General features: G+C 66.5%; 14 protein-coding genes. 12 read left to right on the top strand and 2 right to left on the bottom strand.

Translation table 11 applies throughout. The annotated features are described in order from the left end of the window. Nucleotides 1–5: 5 nt before the first annotated feature. A complete protein-coding gene (locus tag WDA27_02765; GenBank protein MFA5889868.1) occupies nucleotides 6–1,802 on the bottom strand; it encodes a CocE/NonD family hydrolase in 1,797 nt (598 codons plus the stop codon). Nucleotides 1,803–1,932: 130 nt separating this feature from the next. On the opposite strand from WDA27_02765, the gene WDA27_02770 reads away from it, so the two are divergent. The 10 genes from WDA27_02770 (at nucleotide 1,933) to WDA27_02815 (ending at nucleotide 14,395) form a co-directional block, all read left to right on the top strand. Further along, nucleotides 1,933–2,496: a hypothetical protein gene (locus WDA27_02770; protein MFA5889869.1), complete on the top strand. Its 564-nt coding sequence runs from the start codon at nucleotides 1,933–1,935 to the stop codon at nucleotides 2,494–2,496. Continuing rightward, nucleotides 2,496–3,170 (top strand): DUF5987 family protein, encoded by a 675-nt coding sequence (locus WDA27_02775; GenBank protein MFA5889870.1) that lies wholly within the window; start codon nucleotides 2,496–2,498, stop codon nucleotides 3,168–3,170. The genes WDA27_02770 and WDA27_02775 overlap by 1 nt, the downstream gene beginning before the upstream one ends. Further along, a complete protein-coding gene (locus WDA27_02780) occupies nucleotides 3,170–4,783 on the top strand; it encodes a GMC family oxidoreductase (GenBank protein MFA5889871.1) in 1,614 nt (537 codons plus the stop codon). The genes WDA27_02775 and WDA27_02780 overlap by 1 nt, the downstream gene beginning before the upstream one ends. Nucleotides 4,784–5,282: 499 nt before the next feature. Further along, nucleotides 5,283–6,605, top strand: a complete 1,323-nt coding sequence (locus WDA27_02785) for an ABC transporter substrate-binding protein (GenBank protein MFA5889872.1) — start codon at nucleotides 5,283–5,285, stop codon at nucleotides 6,603–6,605. After that, nucleotides 6,592–9,336 (top strand): ATP-binding cassette domain-containing protein, encoded by a 2,745-nt coding sequence (locus WDA27_02790; protein MFA5889873.1) that lies wholly within the window; start codon nucleotides 6,592–6,594, stop codon nucleotides 9,334–9,336. Before WDA27_02785 ends, WDA27_02790 begins: the two co-directional genes overlap by 14 nt. Before the next feature lie 5 nt (nucleotides 9,337–9,341). Next, nucleotides 9,342–10,112 (top strand): ATP-binding cassette domain-containing protein, encoded by a 771-nt coding sequence (locus tag WDA27_02795; protein ID MFA5889874.1) that lies wholly within the window; start codon nucleotides 9,342–9,344, stop codon nucleotides 10,110–10,112. 118 nt (nucleotides 10,113–10,230) lie between these two features. Continuing rightward, complete coding sequence (locus tag WDA27_02800; GenBank protein ID MFA5889875.1) at nucleotides 10,231–11,778, top strand: glucose-6-phosphate isomerase; 1,548 nt, start codon at nucleotides 10,231–10,233, stop codon at nucleotides 11,776–11,778. Between the two features lie 57 nt (nucleotides 11,779–11,835). Further along, nucleotides 11,836–11,976 carry a hypothetical protein gene (locus WDA27_02805; protein MFA5889876.1) on the top strand — a complete coding sequence of 47 codons (141 nt, stop codon included), beginning with the start codon at nucleotides 11,836–11,838 and terminating at the stop codon, nucleotides 11,974–11,976. A 533-nt stretch (nucleotides 11,977–12,509) separates the two neighbouring features. Beyond that, on the top strand, nucleotides 12,510–13,127 hold the full coding sequence (locus WDA27_02810; protein MFA5889877.1) for a hypothetical protein: 618 nt from the start codon (nucleotides 12,510–12,512) through the stop codon (nucleotides 13,125–13,127). A gap of 11 nt (nucleotides 13,128–13,138) precedes the next feature. Beyond that, entirely contained in the window at nucleotides 13,139–14,395 is a 1,257-nt protein-coding gene (locus tag WDA27_02815; GenBank protein MFA5889878.1) for a hypothetical protein, read from the top strand. Between the two features lie 29 nt (nucleotides 14,396–14,424). Here WDA27_02815 and WDA27_02820 read toward each other — a convergent pair whose 3' ends face one another. Then, nucleotides 14,425–15,192, bottom strand: coding sequence for a hypothetical protein (locus tag WDA27_02820; protein ID MFA5889879.1), 768 nt, complete (start codon nucleotides 15,190–15,192; stop codon nucleotides 14,425–14,427). Between the two features lie 69 nt (nucleotides 15,193–15,261). On the opposite strand from WDA27_02820, the gene WDA27_02825 reads away from it, so the two are divergent. After that, nucleotides 15,262–15,756: a hypothetical protein gene (locus WDA27_02825; protein MFA5889880.1), complete on the top strand. Its 495-nt coding sequence runs from the start codon at nucleotides 15,262–15,264 to the stop codon at nucleotides 15,754–15,756. After that, a complete protein-coding gene (locus WDA27_02830) occupies nucleotides 15,753–16,625 on the top strand; it encodes a hypothetical protein (GenBank protein ID MFA5889881.1) in 873 nt (290 codons plus the stop codon). The genes WDA27_02825 and WDA27_02830 overlap by 4 nt, the downstream gene beginning before the upstream one ends. Nucleotides 16,626–17,923 lie beyond the last annotated feature (1,298 nt).

Here is a 17,923-nt window from a genome sequence, read left to right on the forward strand (position 1 = left end):
GCGCGTTACCGCTGGAAGGGAATCACCAGCGAAGATGGAAATGCGGTGTCGTGGTGAAGCGAGAGCACCGACCCGACCATGTTTGCTGCCAGGGGGACCGATGGCGACAGGTGTGGCGCATCGGACGGCTGCAGGGATAGCCGCAGGCTGTGTCCCTGCCTCAGGAGCGCGGCGGTCGGGAAGATCTCGACCCACAGTTCGTTCACCTCACCCGCTGCAACCGGCAGGACCGACTCCTTTGTGAACGGGTGGTAGGGCTGAACGATGAGTCCGTCGGCTGTGCGCGTCTTAGTCGAATCCATCGCGCGCATAGATAGGATGCTCCACCCGGCAGTTAGTTGGGTCGCCTTACCGTCCGGCGCGACGTCCTCGACGCGCGCAGTCACGAACGCGTCGCGGTCGTTGGTCGAGACGAACAGGCGCGCGGCCAGCGGTCCGGCGATGGTCGTGTTCTGATCGAGCGGCAGGTCGTAGGTCAGGCCGCCGAGGGTGTTCGCGCGGTTGTCCTCTTCGCAGGATTGCCGCAGGCCTCCGCCCGACCACTGCGAAATCGAGCGCGAGCACGGTCCCGAAGCCGGTTGCCAGATCAGGGTGTCGGGGTCCGACGTTTCAGGCGCCTGCATCTGCAGAGTGCCGTGCTGGACTCCCGCGACTGCGGCGCCGCCAAGGAATCGCTGTTCGAATCGGACTCCGTCGGGCGGCCACTGGGCCGACGTGTGGTAGTGGCCGTCACCGAGCCTGTAGTAGGTGATCGGAGCAACGTCTGCGTCGAGGTCGGGATCGGCGTCCTCGCGCACGTACCGATCCATCCAGCGAAGTTCCAACTCGTCGAGCGTCGGCACGTCATCGGCCGGAAGACCTGTCCCCGACGTGGCGTCGAGGTGGTACCAAGGTCCCATCAACAAACGCGCCGGGACGCCTCGCGCCTGGAGCGCGTCGTAGAGCATCGGCTCGCCGCGTTGGAACAGGTCGAACCATCCGCCGACAACGAAGGTCGGCACGTCAACGCGATCGACGAACTCGATGGGCGAGCGCTGCCGGTAGAAAGGACCGTCATAGGAGATGGTGTCGTTGCCGGCCGGGCCACGAGCAAACGACGACGCCTGGAACGAGAGTGCGCCGCCGGCGTGCTGAAGCATCGTCGAGCCTGCGCCGGCCGGATCGCTCGTCGCGTATGTCCCCGGAGCCAGACCCAGCGCCGTGACTGCGGCCAGCCATGCCGGATGAAAACTGGTGTTCTGTTCGCCGCCCGTATATGCGAAGTCCCGGTACCAGTCGGCCATGGGCGCGACGGGGAAGAGAGCCTTTAGGCCCTTGGGGTGTTGCGCTGCAGTGAAGAACTGATTCACCGCACCGTACGACCTTCCGTGAAGGCCGACTCGACCGTTCGACCAAGGCTGCGATGCCGCCCACTCAACGAGTTCTTTCGAGTCGAGTTGCTCGCGCGCGCCCATCCCCTCCCACGTGCCTTCGGATGAGCCCGTGCCTCGCACCTCCGTGACGACCTGGATATACCCCCGCGTTACCAGATACGGGGCGAGCCAGTTGAGGCCGTTCTTGTTGTACGGGGTTTGAGTCAGAAGGACGGGAAATAGGCCGGCGGCGGGATTACCGGTGTCGAGGTCGGCCGGGTGGTACACGTCGGCGCTCAGGCGAGCGCCGTCGCTCATGGTGATTCTCACGTCGCGTTCCAGATAGCTTCCGTACGTTGCCGGGCGAGGGGTCCACTCCTGGGCACGACTTGATCCCGGAACGGCGGCGATGCAGAGCGCAAGCGAAAGCAGCAGAGAGAAACGACGCATTGACCCTCCCGGGAAACGGCTTCGTGAAGCCATTCGACGCAAGGCGTGGGTATCCTGCGCGCGCGGGAGGAGACGAGTGCGCGCGCGTCGAACAGTGGGGCGTCCGTAGGCGGGAGCGAAAGGGTGTTCAATGCGGTCGTTCGTTGCGCGTGTCCTTATCTTGGGTTCGTTTGTTCCGATTCTGGTTATGGGGCGCGCGCCGGCCGCCCCGGTCGATGTGTACCAGGACCCGCCGTTTGCCGGCGAGTGCGTCCTTCGGCAATTCGGTGAGGGTGAGGCACCGGACATGGCGGGGTATCCCGATGATCCGCTGTGCGTCGAGTACGACAAGCGCGAGATCACGCTGTCCGACGGTGGTGCTGCGAAATTCACGGCCGCCGAGCCGGCGCGATTCGCGATCGCGGCGAATCACTGCCGGTACTGGCAGCGGGACCATTGGAGCGTTCAGGCCGAACCCGGCGGTCTTCCGCTCGTGACCTGGGACGGAAGCTACTGGTGGGATACCGGCGCGGGGATGGGCGGCGCGCGCATGGAGAACTTCCGTGTCGCCGGGGTGGCGGCCGGGCCGAGTCAAGCGGCCGACGTCATCGAGTTGCTCAGTCCGGAGTTGGCCGCGGCGATGCGCGCATACGGGGAACCCGGCGGCGGTGGCGGCGTCAGCGGCGCTGCCGGCGGCGGATGGTGTGCGGGCTGATGGATCTGACTCGCAGGGAACTCATCCGGCGCGCGACGCTGGCATTCGTCGCATTCCAGGCAGCGCCGGCGCTGAAGTTGGCCCGCGCCGCGGACCCGACGGGCACGTTTCCCTCGCCCGATCCGGCGAGCGCGGCGTTGGCAGTCCCCTCGTGGGAAGCATTTGCCGACACTCTCATCCCCGGAGCGAAGCGACCCCTTCCGGGCGGCGATCCTGCGATTGCCGGCGCGGCCGAGGGGCCGGGCGCGGTTCAGGCCGGCGCGGTGGACCTGCTGTATTTCCCGGCGACCGGCGTCGAGCCCATCCTTGGTCCGTGCGTGGCCGAGCTGAACATGCGCGCGGCGGGGTACGACAACACAGCCTTGACGCGCCAACCCGGAGTCGCTCCGTTCGTGGCTCTGTCGTTTCAGCAGCGCACCGAACTCGTGCTTCAGATGTTCGACGGGCCGGACGGCGCGTTGTGGGAAGCGCTCGGCGCCGTCGTGTTCCTGGCCTATCACACGGCCGGCCACCTCAACACAGCCACTGCCGTGCAAACGGGGCACCCCGGGCTCGCCGCGATCGGCTTCCCGGCTCCGCTCTTGGGAGACCTGTGGTGGTTCCAGAATCACTCCTACGCGCGGGAACTCGCCTCTTTGCATCCCGGCACCACCGTTAATGGGAGCCCTGCCTGATGTCCACGGAGAAGACCGACGTCCTTGTAATCGGCACCGGATTCGGCGGCGCCATTCCCGCTTTTCACCTTGCCGCCGGCGGTGCGAAGGTTCTCATGCTCGAGCGAGGGCCGTGGCTCGACACCTCGGACTTGAGCCAGGACTATCAGCTTGGGACTTACACCAGGATTCTCGACCTAGTTATGGGCACCGGTGTCGAGGTCATCGCCGGCAACTGCGTCGGCGGATCCAGCGTCGTGTATCTCGCGGCGTCCATGCGGGCCCCGACCTTTGTCTTCGAGCGCAAAGCCAACGGAGTATCCCAGTGGCCGGCCTCGGTCACCCGGGGAAGCTTGGATCCGTGGTACGACATCGTCGAGGAGAACCTGCCGGTCGCACAGCAGCCGTGGAACGAGGTTTCGTACAGCGGCGGTTTGTGGGCGGGGGCGTGCGCGCGCGCCGGGGGGACGTGCAACCCCGTCCCGGTTGCGGTCAATCTGTCCCAGTGCGGGCGTTGTGGATGGATGGCGACGGGCTGCGTGTACGGGGCCAAGCGCTCGATGCTGACGAACTACCTCCCCGCTGCCGTGTCCGCGGGCGCCGAGATCCGGCCGCTACACGAGGTGCAGTTCATCGGTCCGGCGGCGTCGCCGGGCTACCGCTACGCCGTGAACTACCTCACCATCAACCCCGACGATTACCGCGCGCAGACCGGCGGCGGTGTGATCGAGGCCAAAGTTGTCGTGTGCGCGGCGGGGGCACTGGGGACGCCGGTGATCTTGAAGCGATCAGCGCAAGCGCTTGGAAGTATTCCGAACGCGGTCGGTCGCTACTTCTCGCCGAACGGCGACCACGTCTCGCTTGCGTTGTTCAACGAGGACAAGGTGAAGGAACTGCTTGGTCTTGAGCGCGCGCCGGGGGTGCCCTACGCGGCGCACTCGATCGGTCGCTCGATCGGAACGACGAGCTTCGATCAATTGGATCCGTCCCTCCCCGAGGGCCTTCGGTACGCGCTGCAGCAGATCTACTACCCGCCGATCGTCAACCTCATGCCGGAGGACGGAGTCGAGGGTGACCCGGTTTGGTTCGGCGCGGACAAGAAGGAACTCTCCAAGAAGTGGCCATCGTGGATGTCGGTGCTGGCGATGGTGGAGGACGAGAACGAAGGTGTGTTCGGGACGCCGCCCCCGACGGGGAACTTCACCCGGTTGGCCTCGGCTGCTTCGCTCGCTCAGCTCACGTACAAGCCGTCGGAGCGAACTCTCGCGGCGCGCGCGGACGCCGATGTAAAGGTCAGGTCGATCGTCGAGCAGGACGGCCTCGGCAGTTTCTTGGAGTGGAAGCAAACCGAGAACTCGCTGTCGGCGCATCCTTTGGCCTCGTGTCGCATGGGAGACGATCCGGCGATCTCGGCGCTTGATGATCACAATGAGTTGCGCGGCCACCCCGGGTTGTTCGTGACCGACGGGTCCGCCGTGCCGACCTCTTTGTGCGTAAATCCTTCCATCACGATCGCGGCGCTCGCCGAACGGGCGGCGCCGTTCATCGCGCAGAGCGCACAGGCCGCTGGAATCTCGGTCGACTACTCCGAAGATCGGCGGCCGGGGAGCGGACAGCTGCACAGGCCGCGCTAACGCGCGTCACTCGGGCAGCTTTTTGACCCTTGATGCGAGGTTGATTGGGCGTGCCCTCGGGTCGGATCGGCCCGCGCGCCCGAAGGGCCCGTTCGCTCGTTGAACCGGGTGGACCGACCCCCGGGTTGAAGCGTCCGATTTGCACGCGCTCCCGGGGGCCTGTGCAATAGGTCTGCTGGAAGGTTGACCCGATCCCACGCATCCATGAAGGAGGTCGGCTTGGGCGCTCAGCGCCCGGCCGCAACTTATGACAGTCCCACGGTCCGGGAATCGACGCGGCCTGCGAATCGCCGCCGCGTTCACGCTTCTGGTCGCGCTCGTTGCGACGTCCTGCTCTTCTCCAAAACATGATTCCGCCGACTCCGGCGATCCCCAAGCGTCGGCGTCCGGTGACCCGACGCTGGGAACGGTCCCGACCGCCTCAGGGTCCGCGTCGCCCTCACCGAACGCATCGGGTAGCTCCGCGGCGGATACGCCGCCGCGCGACGACGATCCCTCCTTGCCCAGCCCGGGGAAACCTGCTCCGAGGGGCGGCAAGACCTACGGAGTTACGGACAAAGAGATCACGGTCGTCTACTACTGGAAGGGTGACCGCACGCGAACGAGTCCGTACCTAAAGGGCACGGGCGCGGAGTCCAATGTCGACGAGGCTGAGGCCTTTCGGACTTGGGTGAGCTATCTCAACAAGCACGCCGGTGGCGGCGCGACGTTCATGGGGTTCCCCTTCAACCTTCATGGGCGCAAGATCAAGGGCGTCGTTGTTGAAGCGGGGAGCACCCCCGAGGACCAGACGGCGGCTGCCCAACGCATTGCGATGGAGCTAAAGCCGTTCGCCGCGGTCGCCGCTCACGGTGGCGTATCCACGTACGTTTGCCCGTATCTGGCGTCCAAGGGCATCTACAACATCGCGACCTACGACCTTGGGTTTGATCTCTACAAGAAGACCAACGGTTGGTGTACCCCGGCGTACGCCTCGTTCAACGCGCAAGTGGACGCGATGCAGCGTTACCTGTCTCAGCGCGTTTCCAAGACGAAGTATGACGGGACGGACGCGCGCAAGTTCGGGCTGCTCTACGCCGAGTATCCCGGATTAGCCGCGGCGATGAAGACCGTTGCCGCGCGGTTCAAGAGCGCGGGGATCAACATCGTTTCGCAGGCCTCGATTTCGGCCGACCTCGCCGAGGCGCAGCCGCAGGCCGCAAATGTCGTCGCGAAGTTCCGCGCCGCGGGGGTCAACACGATCTTCATGCCCGAGGGCGGATCTCCAATGTCCTTTACGCCCGGGGCCGAGGCGCAGGCGTATCAGCCCGATTACGTGATCTGGCCGTGTTCGGGGCAGGACACGCCGGCGCAGGTGCGACTGTTCAGCGCGAAGCAATGGACGCGCGCCTCGGGGCTGACCTGCTTCGACAAGAACTTCATGCCGGACCTGGCGATGGACACCGAAGCTCAGCAGACCGAGTGGCATGCCAAGTACGGCACCATCACATCTGCCGAGCCTCCGGCGCAGGCGCCGCTCGTCTACTCGGCGATATTGCCGCTCGTCGCCGGCGTGACGAATGCCGGGCGAAACCTCACGGTGGATACGTTCCGTGACGCCCTCGCTGAGTTCGACTCATATCGGTACAGCGCCGCCACGGGACGCACGACCGACGCGCGCAGCTTGCTGCTTTCACCGGGCGGGATTGAGCACGCGCTGATGGGGGACTTCACGGTTCTCAGTTGGTCGGCGACCGCGCGACGTAACGGCAGCGCTTTCACGGGCGCCTATGTGTTCCCGGAGGACGGCCGCCGCTACGGGCGGCGCGATGCATACAACTAGACGCGGACCGGCGATCCCTGCCGCGGTTGGGGCGTTCGTCCTCGCGGCGGTTGTTCTGCTGCGGATTCCGGTCGGCGTCGTTGCCCTCGGGCTGCTGCTCGGCGGGTTGTCGTCGCTTACCTCGCTTGGGCTCGTTCTGATCTATCGCACCCATCGGTTCCTGAATCTCGCGCATTCAGCGCAGGGCCTGCTGGCCGGCGCGATGGTGGCGCAACTTGTCGTCGCGGGGGGTTGGAACTTCTGGTTCGCGTTGCCGATCGGGCTGGTGGCGGGTGCGGTGCTCGGCATCGTGTCGGAGTCGCTGCTGGTTGGACGCTTGGGGCGCGCTCCGCGCGCCCTGCCGATGGTTGCCAGCCTCGGCGTGGCACAGGTCTTCGCAGGCGCGCGCGCGATGCTCGCGATCATGTTCGGCGCGCTGCCGTTCTACGTGGTTCCGTTCGGGGTCACGTTGGACATCTTCCCGTTGCGGTTCTCCGGGACGCACGTAGTGGCGGCGATGTCTGTGCCCGTGGGTCTGGCCGCCATGGCAGGCTTCTTGCTGCGCACGCGCGCGGGAGTCTCGTCGCGCGCGCTCGCCGAGAACGAGGAGCGCGCGCGCAGCCTCGGAGTGCCGGCGCGCGCGGTGTCTCGTCGCGTGTGGGCGGTTGCCGGCGTGCTCGCGGCGCTGGGCGGAATCCTGACTGTTCCGGTCGCCGGCGTGTCACTCGACGGTGGGGTCTCGGTCGGGATTCTGCTGCTCGCGCTGGCACCGGCAGTGGTGGCCGGAATGTCGAGCCTTACGGGCACGGTCGGCGCGTCCTTCGCAATCGGCGTGTTGTACCAAACGGTGTTGTGGCGAACGGATCGCGCCGCGGTGGCCGACATCATGCTGTTCGTGATCGTGCTCGGCGCGGCGATGCTGCGCCGTCCTCGCTCGCGTCGTGAAGAAGAAGCCCTCGCCGCATCCTCGTGGGTGCTGGCCGCCCCTTGGCGTCCCCTGCCGCAAGCCGTGCTGAAGAACGCCGCCGTGCGTTTCGGTCGTCCCGCGCTGGCGCTGTCGGCGCTCGCCGTCGCGATCGTGGTGACGCACGCGTTGCCGCCGAGCCAGGCTCAGCGCGTCGGAGCCGTTGCGATCTTCGCGCTCGTGGCCGCGTCGATTTCGATCGTGACTGCGTTAACCGGTCGATTGTCGTTCGGGCATTGGGCGATTGCCGGCGTGGGTGCGGTCGTTGCTACGGTCGGAGGCCCGGGCCTCAACGCGCTCGTCGGGCTACCCATCGCCGCGATCTTCGCGGCGGTGACGTCGGTCGCGTTGGGAGCCGCGTTCGTTCGTCGTGGTGGGTTCGCGTACCCGGTGGCGACGCTCGCATTCGCGTTGGGATGGTCCTCGCTGCTGCTCGTGTTCCCCTCGCTGTGGCCGCTTGCTCCTTTTAGTCCACCAAGGCTTGCCGGGTTCGCGATGGAGAACGACGCGGTCATCACGGCCGTTGTACTGGTGGCGCTGATGCTCTTCATCGGCCTCGTGCGGGGAATGCGCCGTAGCCCCTTGGGGCGCGCGATGCTGGCCGCGCGCGACAACGAGGCGGCGGCGTCTGTGCATGGAATCTCGGTAACTGCCGTGAGATTCGTAGCCTTCGCTCTTTCAGGTGCTATGGCGGGCGTTGCCGGGTACCTCTACGTTTTCAATCAGCACTTACTTCACCCCAACGCGTTTTCACCCGAGCGCTCTTTGGTACTTCTGGCGATGGCCACGATCGGGGGACTCGGCTCGGCGGGAACGGCGGCGCTCGGCGCGGGGGTCATGCAGGGGGCGATCCTGTTCTTCAGCGGCCCGTGGGAGTTGCTTGGATCGGGCATGGGTTTGATCGTGATTCTCGTCGCCGTGCCGCGCGGGTTCGGATACGTCATGCAGCGCGCGCGCGATGCCGCGGTCCGGATCGTCGCCCGAGATGCCGTTCCGCGCAGGCGCGCGACCGTCCATGCCGCGGTCGCTCCCCGAACCGCTCCGGCGCGCGCCGGGGAATCGGTTTTGGACGCGCGCGGGATCACGGTTCGGTTCGACTCGCAGGATGCGATTCGCGACGCGGACCTGTCGGTCGCTCCCGGCGAGATCGTCGCGCTCCTTGGGACCAACGGGGCCGGGAAGACGACGCTGCTGCGAGCGATCGCCGGGATGGTTCGAGCCTCGGGTGGCTCGGTGTCGATCGACGGGCGAGACGTGTCGCGGTTGCTGCCGGAAAAGCGCGCGCGCCGCGGGCTCGTGCTCGTCGATGGCGCGCGCCCGGTGTTTCCCGGCCTCACGGTGACCGAGAACTTGCGCATGGCTGCTCTTGGTGCGGGCGTGCCGGGCGCGCGCCCGGTCCTCGACGAACGTTTCCCCCGCCTGATCGAGCGCGCCGGTTCGTACGCGGGGACCTTGTCGGGAGGCGAGCAACGCATGCTGGCCATCGCCCAGACGCTGATGCTCAAGCCGCGCGTGATGCTGCTGGATGAGTTGACGTTCGGCTTGCAGACGGACCTTGCCGCCGAGTTGTGGGCAACGGTTCGTCAGATCGCCGCCGCAGGGGCCGGGGTCGTCGTCGTGGAGCACCGCCTCGGTGAGGCGCTGGCGATCGCGCATCGCGTCGTGTACCTGGACGGCGGGCGAGTCGTGTTCGAGGGCACGCCCAAGGAGTTTGCCGCGCGCGACGACTTGCTGGCTCCGGTGCTGCTGGACGAAGACGCCGCCGCGACTTTGGAGCGTGCGCATTGAGCGCGGTGTCGCAGCTTCGCGTCGAAGACATCGCGGTCGGCTTCGGGCCGGTGCGGATTCTGCGCGGGGTCACTCTGGAAGTCGCGCCGGGGGAGGCCGTCGGAATCGTCGGGCCGAACGGTTCGGGAAAGACGACGCTGCTCGACGTGATTTCCGGGCTCGTGCCGCCGTCGCGCGGACGCGTGCTGTTCGGTGGTCGAGACATCACGTGGGACGCACCGCACGTGCGCGCGCGCCTCGGCATGGCGCGGACCTTTCAGCACGGACGCCTGTATCCATCGCTCACCGTGCGCGAAGCCATCGCCGTCGGGTGTCGGGTGGCCGGGCACGGCCGGCGCGCGCGCGCGGAGGCCGAACAGCGCGCGCTCGACGTGGCGGATGCGTTTGGTCTCGCGTCCTACGAGAACGCGTTCATCTCCGAGTTGTCCACGGGAGTGCGCCGCATCTTGGACCTTGCGATCGCGGCGGCGCGCGGCTGCGGAGTGATGCTTCTGGACGAACCCACCGCGGGTCTCGCTCACGGCGAGCGAACCGCATTGTTGGGCGTGTTCCGCTCGTGGCGCGAGCGAACGGGATGCTCGCTGCTGGTCGTCGAGCACGACCTGGCCTTTCTCACCAACGTCGTGGACCGGGTGATCGCGCTCGACGAGGGCGTGGTGAGCGCGGAGCGCACACCCAAGGACGCGCTCGCCGCCGCGCGCGAGGTGGTCGCGTCGATGCTCGGCGAACGCCACGTGCGCGACGGCAACCCCGAGGGCGATCGCACCGAGCCCTAGAACCCGACCGGTTCCCGCGATTGCACTGGGGTTTCCATCTGGGCCGGACCGAGGAGTAGGTTGAACCACTGAGCGCCGTCAGCCGGCAGTCTGCCGGTGTGGCGCACTGGGGGTCGCGATGAACCGGTTGGAGCAGGAGTCCTCGCTCGGGGCGCTGTCCGGTGCGGTCGAGGAGCGCGCGTCGGCGGCGGAGCGCGACGACATTGTTGCGCGAATGTGGCGCAAAGATCACACAGTGTGGAAGCCGTCGCCGGCGGAGATCTCCGACCGGCTTGGGTGGCTGGACGTGGTGGACGCGATGCGCGACCGGGTGGTCGATCTCATCGCGTTTCGCAACGGGGTCTTGACCGCCGGGTTCACGCACGCGCTGCTGCTCGGCATGGGTGGATCGAGCCTTGCGCCCGAGGTGATGCGCAGGGTTCTCGGGGTGGGTCCGGAGGGGATCGACCTTCGCGTGCTCGATACCACGCACCCCGGAGCTATTCGAGCAGCCGAGCGCTCGCTGGATCTCGACCACACATTGTTCATCGTGGCGAGCAAGTCCGGCGGAACCATCGAGACGCTTTCGCACCTGGCGTACTTCTGGGAAAAGGTCGGCCGCGGTGAGCGCTTCGTTGCGATTACTGATCCCGGGTCGCCGCTTGAAGAACTGGCGCGCGCCCGTGGTTTCCGCGCAGTGTTCGCGAATCCGCCGGATATCGGCGGCCGGTATTCCGCGCTGTCGTTGTTCGGTTTGGTTCCCGCCGCGCTTCTCGGCGCATCCTTCGAGGATCTACTCGGTGCGGCGACAGAGGCGGCCGGCGCCGCGCATGCCCCGGTGTCGAAGGGCGAAAACCAGGCGGCGTGGCTCGGCGCGGTGATGGGCGAGGCCGCCGCGCGCGGACGCGACAAGTTGACGCTCGTGCTTTCGCCGGAGGCTTCGAGCTTCGGGGCTTGGGTTGAGCAACTCATTGCGGAATCCACGGGCAAGCAGGGCCTCGGGATCCTTCCGGTGACCGGTGAGGACCTCGGTCCCGCATCCGTCTACGGGGACGATCGGCTGTTCGTAACGCTGGGAGAGATCGGCGACCTCGCGGATCTCGCTGCGGCCGGGCACCCGATCGTTCGTCTCGACGCGAACGGGCCGTTGCGGCTCGGACGCGAGTTCTACCGCTGGGAGTTTGCGACCGCGTTTGCCGGATACGTTCTCGGGATCAATCCGTTTGATCAGCCCAACGTCGCCGAAGCAAAACAAGCGACCGGCGACATCTTGAAAGAAGGCACTCAGTCGGACGACGATCGCGCGGACGTCGCAGGGGTCTTGAACTCGGTTGGTGCCGGTGACTACGTAGCGCTGCTGGCGTTCGTCGAGCCGTCGGCCGCCAACGTGCGCGCGCTGCATCGGGCGCGCATGCGCATTCGCGACCGGTTCCGCGTGGCGACCACCGTCGGGTTCGGCCCGCGGTATCTGCATTCCACCGGACAACTACACAAAGGGGGGCCGGATTCCGGCGTATTCATCCAAGTGACCGACGACATTCCCCCCGACGACCTCGACGTGCCGGGCGCGCCCTACACCTTCGGCCGGCTGATCGAAGCGCAGGCGCTGGGCGATTTTCGATCGCTGCGCGCGCGCGGCCGCCGCGTCGCGCGCGCCACCTTGTCGGAACTGGACGCGGCGCTGTAGAGGCCGGGTCACTCGCGCGCGCGCCGGGCGTGGGACTACGACCGCACGTTGGTCCACGTGATCAACCCGCAAAACCTCGTGCTGCGGGCCGACAAGGGGAAGAAGTGTCCCGCGTATGCTGTCGTGAACGTGTGGAGCACGAACTGTTACCGGCAGGTGGTGATGGATCTCGTTGACATGCATCCTCTGGGGTTCTAAGGCACGGCCGGACGCCCCTCCGCCCGCAGGGGGAGGCAGGGGCCGGGCCCGTGGTCGGGCAGGGAGGCGTGAATGAGCATCCGGAGTGGTGTGAGCTTCGTGCTTTGTGTAGTCCTCGTTGCATGCCAAGCGCCCGAGCCGCGATTTGAACCCTTCGACAGCGACGAGAATGGCTTCCGAGGAATCGTCGGGGCTGTGAGCATCTACAAGGATCGCTTCTGCTTCGTCTTTGTTAGAGCGGGTGTGCGCGAAGGCAGTCGGGCGAGCCGCCCGATTGTCTGCGTCCAGACTGGGGAGACGTTCAGGTATCCGTTGGATGTGTGCGAAACGAGTGTGTTCTATGTTGAAGGGGTTTGGAGGGAGTCCTGGGAACAGGCGCGCCTGGTGTCGATGAGGGCGACAGGGAGAGGAGAGCGCGTCTTGGCATGCCATCCCACGCGCGCGTTCGTGCCAAGTAGATGAGCCGCGGAGGTCATCTATGAGGGGCGGTGCAGGGCCGGCGGGGGCGTGCCCGCGGAGGACAGGAAGTGTCCATGAGTGCACGAATTCGACATCGGCCCACGATCGCAGCCGTCTCTTTCCTGTTTCTTGTGGCTTGCGGCACCGGGGTGGACACCGCGGAGCCGCACGCGAGTCCGACGCCACAGAGCCCGCGTCCCTCCGCATCGGCGCCGTCCCCGTCGCCGACACCTTCTGAGGAATGGCGAACCTACACGCGGTCCGACGGCCTGTTCAGCATGTCGTATCCGGCGAGCTGGAAGGTGAGGACCAAGAGGGGTTACCTCACGCTGCTGGGGTCAACCGACGGATCGGTCCACTACGAGATCTACGCGGAGGACAACGGTGGATCGTTCGACGAGTACCGCAGCGGGATAGAGGCAGGAGTGGAGTTCGGCAGGCACCGAGGCGGGGTGACCACCGGGGGAGAAGTCACGGTCGACGCGCGACGCGCGTTCTTCATCCACGGAGTCTCCGACGAGGAGGAGCCGGCGAACTGGTCCGGTGAGGAATGGTGCTCGGGGTGCGTTGGGCGCCAGTACTTCATCGATTGGAGCGCCACCGAGGTTCTGAGCTTCTCCGGAGGCGCCGGCCGTCGCTGGTCCAAGCACGGGGAGACAATCGAGCGCATCGTCGCGAGTTTGCGCCACTGAGCCGGCGGCGCTTGCTTTCGGCGGGCCACCGCGACGACGTCGCGGCGGAACTCCGCGGGAAGTGCTTTGGGCGTATTCTCACACATCAGGTGTGCCAGACCTGGGGCAGTCCCGTTTGTCGGCGCGCGAGCGCGCTGGTCGTCGTTGCGTTCGCGCTGGCGGCGTGTACGCAGGGGCGTCCTGTTGCCACGCCGACCATCTACGCGCCCGCGCCGGCCGGCGCGGTCCAGATCGCTGAGGGGTCCGCGCGTGTTGAGGGCGTCGTGGCCGATCTCGACGGCCAACCGGTCGCCGGAGCGCGCGTAGGACTCACGCTCGAGGAGTCCAACGCGCGCGACACTCCGTGCCCAGAGAAGGACACTGCCGCGATTATCGGCGACCAGTTGGACAGATTCTTCGGATCCCTCGCCTTTGGCGGCTTCCCGCCCTCAGAACGGCGGACACCTTGCGCGGGCGGGTCTGCGGGCAAGACGGACCGGTCGGGGCGCTTCGCCATCCGGCTCGACGACCACGTGAAGACCACCTTCCTGCACATCGACGTACGCACGCCGCGAGGGGCGCACGTCAGCATGTCGATCCCGAATCGAGCTGGTCCTCTCCCGCGCATCGAGCTGATCGACAAGCCCGCCGCTGTCGTCGACGACGGCCGCAAGGTTGGGTTCTCATGGCGGCCGCCCCCCTGGGGCGCACACTGGTTCGTGGAACTCGCCACGTCGGATGGCGAGCCCTACGACGTCATCACAGCGCGCACGTTCGATCGACGCGTTGCGGAGGATTACAGGCTGACCGCGTCGGTGGTCGTGCAAATCGAAGCGCCTGGCGATCGGCAGATCCTAATGCGGTTGCCGCCCGCACCCTTGCGCGGATCTGGTGCAGAACCCCCGACCCGGGGCGCCACATGTGCGGTGGAGTTTGCATCGGGAAGGAAGACTCTCGACCCGTGCCCTCTGACGGACGGGGACCTTGACACCCGCATCAGCACCGAGGACTGCCCCGCGTGCTCGGGCACCGTTCGCACGGTTACGATCGAATTCCGCAAGCCTCGACGCCTCGAGGCGGTCGCCCTCCGATGGTGTACGAAGTGCAGCATCCAGTTCGTCGACGCCCGCGGCAAGATGGCCGAGTATCCCATTACGCCCAATGCTCGCGTTGCGAAGTTGGGCTTCACCGAGCCCTTCGTCAACTATGGGGGGCAAGCCATTCCGCCCGTGGCGTCGATCATCATCGATCACCCGGGAGAGGCAACCGAACTTGCTGCATGGTGGTGATCACGTCCGGCCCTGATGCCCCCGGCTGCCTATTCCGGGAAGACCATCACGCCGCCCCAGATGCCACCGCGCCTCGCCGCCGACACCACGTAGGTCCATCTGCCATCCTGATCCGAGGCCACAACCGCCCCGTCGGTGCCGCCCCACGGTGCCTCGACTCCCCCATCGGGGCGGTGCACGACGACCGTCCCAGCATCGATCGGGATGAAGGCGAAGACATATCCTGCGACTTGGTGCTCGAGTGCGAGCGCACCGGCGGCGCCGAGGTTAGTGATGCCCGCACCGGCCCCGACGGAGAAGTCCGACGAGAGCAGGTAGCGGGCTTTGGATGGGTCGCCCGATCGTCCGACGACAACGCCGTTCAACCGGAAGGTGCACTTGAACGGATCGCCGCCCCACGCCGCCAAGGCGGCTCGGAAACGTCCTTGCTCCTGGATCGCCCATTGCGCCGATTCCCAGCCGTGCCAGGCACCCCCGGACCCCGGGGCGAGGGAGCGTTCGTAGGACTGACTCCCGACCTTGGCACTCAGGTAGTAGTCCGTGTCACCTGGACTCAGGCCCCAACCGGCGGCGACGCCTGCTATGGACCACGCGTCCATGACCAGGGCCGCATCCCTGGCCGGGGCGTCGCAGACGCGCGTCAGGACGTCGTCCGGCTTGACCTCGACGCTCGTGTAGGCGAACGTCGCTGCCTCGCGAGGAGGCATCGCGCGCCCAGGCGCAGCGGGTGCGAGAACGGCGACGAGCAGGGCGAAGACGGCGAGGCGAGCCATGGTCATTGGTTCGAGCAGCGACACGCTGTCTCCTGCCGCTGGTGGAGGCTGCTGAGGGCAGGGAACAGGCGGGGCGCGTCGAACGGAGATGCTGTGAGAACTACGGACGTCATGCGTCGTGCGCGCCTTGGAGTAGCCGCTGTCCTCACGTGCGCGGCCCTCGTGGCCTGTGTGAACAGCAAGCCCGGGCTCGCCGGCCAGGCAGTCCCAGTGTGGCACCCGGCCCCCAGTTCCATCGAAAGCGATCACCTCACGCTGAAGAAGCCGTTTTCGTGTGCCAAGGCACCTGCGGGACCTGGTCGGTTCTTTCCATACATCGGGAACGGCAGACTGCGCGTCGACGGCCCCGGCAACCTGCGGGTAAAGGCGCGGATTCAGGTCGGCGCCACATGGTACGAATCCGACTCGAGGCTCTCGGTCGGCATGGCCGGAGTGGTTCGCACCTTCTGGCTGACGGACTCGACTCCGGTTACCCCGGAGTGGATTCCTGCCTCTGGCGCCCCGCCTGCTCGAACAGGCTACTTGCTAATTCAATCGACTGCCTCAATCAAGGCATGTTCGCTGACGTTTGACTTCGTTCCACGGTGATGATGTCTCGAGGACGACAAGCCGCAGCGATCGCGTTGCTGGTCGTTAACATCGTCAGCACCGGCCGCGCAAGCGAACGGCCGCGCTGGTTCGCCTTCCATGTCGTTGCCGGTTCGCACCGGCTGACCAACGTCACTATTCACGTTGCGTTCCATCTTGAGCGAGCGAGCGACGGGCCGGGGTTGATGGGGATTGCAACTGGCGGGGGGAAGCGGTTCGCAGACGGAGGAAGCGAATACGGCGGAGATCAGGGAGTTATGCCATTGGCCGCCGGTGAATCGGCGCTCGCGCTCTCATCCGGCGGCCTGTCGCTTCGGCGCTCTATTGGACCCGCGCCCCACGCGACGTTTGATCTGACGACCGAGGTAGGGGTGGAGGATCTGGACCCTGGCGAGGAACTCTTTGTGGTCGAGTTCTTCACGAGCTACACGGCTGAGATCACGCAGGGGCATGCGCGCAGCGATTCAGGGGCGCTGCCGGTCACGATCTGGACCGGCACACGCACGGAGGTCCTTGCCGCAGGGGATCGTTCGGACATGGGGGGCGCTTCGGCTCAGGTGGCCTCCGCGGGTGCGGGACTTGTTCAAGAATCGAACCTCGTCACCGATGGAATCGTGGGAGCCTTCAACGGGTGGAGTTGTGAGGGTGCGTGTGTGTACACATCTGAATCGCCCGATGGTGCCCAGGTTCTCGTTCGATCGGTGGGAGCGCATTCGTCCGTTGGGGCTGCGGGGTTGGATAACACCGGCGGGAACGGCTTCGCAGGGCCCGCTGGAACCTGGCGTTGGACCTGGGCTGCAACCGCGTCGACCAACGTGGCCTTTGGGGCCTACGCGATCATCGGCGACTTGTGGCGGGATCTGCTGTGAAGGTCCCGCTCGCGTGAACTGGGAAGAGCCATGAGCGGAGGTTCTCATGCAGGACGAATTACTGAGAGAGGGTGCGCGGATGAGCCTCGCCTGTAGCCGGGCCCGGGCCCTCGTGCCTCTCATCGCTGCCGCGACGATTCTCGCAAGTTGCGGTTCTCAGGAGCCGCCCCGGAGCGTGTCGCGTTCGGGAGCGCATTCGGATGCCCGCTGGTCGAAGCTGCCACCTGCGCCGGTCCGTTTGTCGGCTTTCACGCAGGCGGTTTGGATCGGCGACCGGATGCTCATGTGGGATAGGGATGTTTGGATCTCCTACAGCCCGAGCGCCGGGACGTGGGGGACCATCGCAGAACCCCCCAAGGGGCTTCGGGGAACGGTCGGAGCCAACCTGACCTGGACGGGAAGGGAACTGGTCGTTTGGGGAGGGAGCGAGAGCGAGCGTGACGACGCGGGCCCGTCCAACAGTGCCTGGGTGTTCACTCCCTCCGAGAACTCCTGGCGCCCGGCAGCCGCGTCGCCGCTCGGCGGGGGAGAGCTGTTCACGGCGGCCTGGGATGGTGAAGAAGTCCTCTATTGGGGTTGCCTGAGCGATACCGATTCGGGTTGTCTGAATGACAGGGGCCACTGGGAGGCTGCGGCGTATGATCCCTCCGCTGACAAGTGGCGTCGGCTTCCTGTCGGCCCGCTTGGAGGGCGGGGCGTTGCGACTAGCGCATGGACCGGAAGAGAGCTGATCGTTTGGATTAGGACTCCGACGCCGCACAGGAGGGGCAACGCCCCCACGCTCCGCGAGGGCGGAATAGGCGCGGCACTGGATCCGCGAACCGGGAAGTGGAGCATGCTGCCCCCTGCGCCTCTCTCGCCCCGTCGGTTCGAGGCCACTGCCTGGACAGGGTCGGTCTTTGTCGTGTTGGGAGGGCAGGCCCTGCGGGGGGATAGTTGGGGGGATTACCGGTCGGATGGGGCCACCTATGACCCTGACGCTCACGCGTGGAGGCGGATGAGGGACGCGCCCGTTCGTTCTCCGAACGTCATCGCGGCGAATGGGCGGCTCGTGGTTTGGGGCGGCGTAGAAGGTGTCGATGAGGAGGGCATCGAGATACCGTCGGTGGTCGGCGCTGTCTATGACCCCATTGCCGACACTTGGCGTGAATTGCCGCGGCCGCCAATCGCGGCTCGTTTCGGGCCGCTCATGAAGTGGTCAGGTTCCGAAGTACTGGTTTGGGGTGGGTGCTGCGAGTCTGACGAGGTGTATTTCAATGATGGGGCTGCCCTCCATCTTTGACCAAGGTGTGTAGGGG

It is taken from the genome of Actinomycetota bacterium (genome assembly GCA_041658565.1).
GTDB lineage: Bacteria > Actinomycetota > AC-67 > AC-67 > AC-67 > JBAZZY01.